This is a genomic window from Rhodococcus sp. NPDC057014, assembly GCF_042673295.1.
Taxonomy (GTDB): Bacteria; Actinomycetota; Actinomycetes; order Mycobacteriales; family Mycobacteriaceae; genus Rhodococcus_F.
In genome coordinates, this window is sequence record NZ_JBHUSF010000541.1 from 1 (window position 1) to 3,206 (window position 3,206).

General features: G+C 68.3%; 2 protein-coding genes and 1 pseudogene. All 3 read left to right on the forward strand.

Annotated features, from left to right (window positions below):
* Nucleotides 1-909: pseudogene (locus ACFTZB_RS44450) on the forward strand (hypothetical protein); the annotation flags it as partial.
* Between the two features lie 169 nt (nucleotides 910-1,078).
* Nucleotides 1,079-2,248 (forward strand): ADP-forming succinate--CoA ligase subunit beta, encoded by a 1,170-nt coding sequence (sucC, locus tag ACFTZB_RS44455; protein WP_276135506.1) that lies wholly within the window; start codon nucleotides 1,079-1,081, stop codon nucleotides 2,246-2,248.
* A gap of 15 nt (nucleotides 2,249-2,263) precedes the next feature.
* Nucleotides 2,264-3,166, forward strand: coding sequence for a succinate--CoA ligase subunit alpha (gene sucD, locus ACFTZB_RS44460; protein WP_005238543.1), 903 nt, complete (start codon nucleotides 2,264-2,266; stop codon nucleotides 3,164-3,166).
* Nucleotides 3,167-3,206 lie beyond the last annotated feature (40 nt).

Genomic DNA, 3,206 nt, shown 5'->3' on the forward strand with positions numbered 1-3,206 from the left:
GGCGGCCCGGCCAAGCCGGGGGCGGTCACCCCGTCCGCGAAGGGCGTCGCCAAGGCGGCGCTACGAGCCGAGGCCGCCGCGGCGCGCGCCCGGATCGCGCGATGGCACGTCGCCGCCGGGGCCACCGGAATCGTCACCGCCCTACTGGCCGCCACCGGGGCGCTGCTCCCCGTCCTCGACATCCCCGGCGACACCGCACGCCCCGACGTCTACGCCACCCGGGTCGTGCTCGTCGCGGCCCTCGTCCTCGCCGTCGGGTGCGTCTGGCTGCTGCTGTCGGAGTTCGCGTCCGCCGTTCGGCCCGCGGTCGGGGTGCTGTGGGTGACGATCCCGTACTCCGTCGCCGCCGTGTCGCAGTCCGTGGTGCTCGCCACCGACGTGCCGGGAATCGGCGCGGGAATCGGCGCCGTGCTGTTGTGGTGCGCGGCCGTCACCGCGGGCGTCACCGGCGTGCTGACGTGGTTCGCCGGCTCGGCGGAACGCGAGGAGATCGACACCTCCGAGGAGCCGTCCACCTCGATCGCGGTCCTCGCGGTCGGCGGACTCGGTGCCGTCGCCGCGTTCGCCGGACTCGGACTGCCGCTCTTCCACGGGACCGATGCCCGCGGCGACGAGTACGCGCCCGCGTCGTTCGCGGAGGTCCCGTGGAACCTCGACGTGTGGGGGCGCGTGCTGCTCGGTGTCGCGGTCGTTCTCGCAGTGATAGTTGCCTCACGTGCCCGGCCCGCCAGGGCGGTCGCGTTGCTGCTCGGTTCGGCCGTTGCCGTGGGGGTTTACCTCGTGTCGTGGCCGCTGACCGTCGCCCGGGTCACCGACCCCGAAATGGGGGCCGGTGTCGTCCCGGGGGCGGTGGGCATAGTGTTGATTGCGGCTGCCGCGGCCCTCACTGCACGCCGCAGAAATCGGTGAGGTCCGTCCCGTTTGCAGCGGTGAGGCCCGCCTCAGTGCGTGATATCGCGTGATGTGGACCACATAGCAGACACGCGGGCGCAGACCGGGCCCGGCAACTGGTTAAAGTCCAAAACAGACCCGCTCCTACCCCTCGAGCGGGTGTCAACGCAGACGAGACGGTGAGCAGATGGATCTCTTCGAATACCAGGCGAAGGAACTCTTCGCCAAGCACGAGGTGCCGACTTCGGCTGGGCGTGTTACCGACACGGTGGCCGGCGCACGCGAGATTGCCGAAGAAATCGGCAAGCCCGTGATGGTCAAGGCGCAGGTCAAGGTCGGCGGCCGCGGCAAGGCGGGTGGCGTCAAGTACTCCGCCGACGTCGACGCAGCGCAGGCCAACGCCGAGGCGATCCTGGGCCTCGACATCAAGGGTCATATCGTCAAGAAGCTGCTGGTCGCAGAGGCGAGTGACATCGCCGAGGAGTACTACATCTCCTTCCTGCTCGACCGCACCAACCGCACCTACCTGGCCATGTGCTCGGTCGAGGGTGGCGTCGAGATCGAGGTCACCGCCGAGGAGAACCCCGACGCACTCGCGAAGATCCCCGTCGACGCCGTCAAGGGCGTCGACCTCGCGTTCGCGCGCAGCATCGCCGAGGCAGGAAAGCTGCCCGCCGAGGTGCTCGACGCAGCGGCCGTGACGATCCAGAAGCTGTGGGAGGTCTTCATCAAGGAAGACGCTCTCCTCGTCGAGGTCAACCCGCTCGTCCGCACCCCGGACGACCAGATCCTCGCGCTCGACGGCAAGGTCACGCTGGACGAGAACGCCGCGTTCCGTCAGCCCGGCCACGAGGCGTTCGAGGACAAGGACGCCACCGACCCGCTCGAGCTCAAGGCCAAGGAAAACGACCTCAACTACGTCAAGCTCGACGGTGAGGTCGGCATCATCGGTAACGGCGCCGGTCTGGTCATGTCGACCCTGGACGTCGTCGCCTACGCAGGTGAGAAGCACGGTGGCGTGAAGCCCGCCAACTTCCTCGACATCGGTGGCGGCGCCTCCGCAGAGGTCATGGCGAACGGCCTGGACGTCATCCTGAACGACGCGCAGGTCAAGAGCGTGTTCGTGAACGTTTTCGGTGGCATCACCGCGTGTGACGCGGTCGCCAACGGCATCGTCGGCGCCCTGAAGACGCTGGGTGACGAGGCCAACAAGCCGCTGGTCGTCCGCCTGGACGGCAACAACGTCGAAGAGGGTCGTCGTATCCTCGCCGAGGCCGCCCACCCGCTGGTCACGGTCGTCGGAACCATGGACGAGGCTGCCGACAAGGCCGCCGAGCTGGCCTTCGCCGCAAAGTAAAGGGACTTAAATCACATGGCTATCTTCCTGACCAAGGACTCCAAGGTCATCGTCCAGGGCATCACCGGCGGCGAGGGCACGAAGCACACCGCGCTGATGCTCAAGGCCGGCACCCAGGTCGTCGGCGGTGTCAACGCCCGCAAGGCCGGCACCACCGTGACCCACGACGGCGGCGTCGAGCTGCCCGTCTTCGGCACCGTCGCCGAGGCCATCGAGAAGACCGGCGCGGACGTCTCCATCGCGTTCGTTCCCCCGGCCTTCGCGAAGGACGCCATCGTCGAGGCCATCGACGCGGAGATCCCGCTGCTCGTGGTCATCACCGAGGGCATCCCCGTTCAGGACTCGGCGTACGCCTGGGCGTACAACGTGTCCAAGGGCAACAAGACCCGCATCATCGGACCCAACTGCCCCGGCATCATCACCCCCGGCGAGTCGCTGGTCGGCATCACCCCGGCCAACATCGCGGGCACCGGCCCGATCGGCCTCGTGTCCAAGTCGGGCACGCTGACCTACCAGATGATGTTCGAACTGCGTGACTTCGGCTTCTCCACCGCCATCGGCATCGGCGGCGACCCGGTCATCGGGACCACCCACATCGACGCCATCGAGGCGTTCGAGAAGGACCCCGAGACCAAGGTCATCGTGATGATCGGTGAGATCGGTGGCGACGCCGAGGAGCGTGCCGCCGATTACATCAAGGCGAACGTCACGAAGCCGGTCGTCGGCTACGTCGCGGGCTTCACCGCCCCCGAGGGCAAGACCATGGGCCACGCCGGCGCCATCGTCTCCGGTTCCTCGGGCACCGCGCAGGCCAAGAAGGACGCCCTCGAGGCTGCCGGCGTGAAGGTCGGCAAGACGCCGTCCGAGACCGCTGCGCTCGCTCGCGAGATCCTGCAGAGCCTGACCGTCCAGGCCTAGGCCCTCCGGGCCCGTGCGTGGTTGACGAGTCCACAGACTC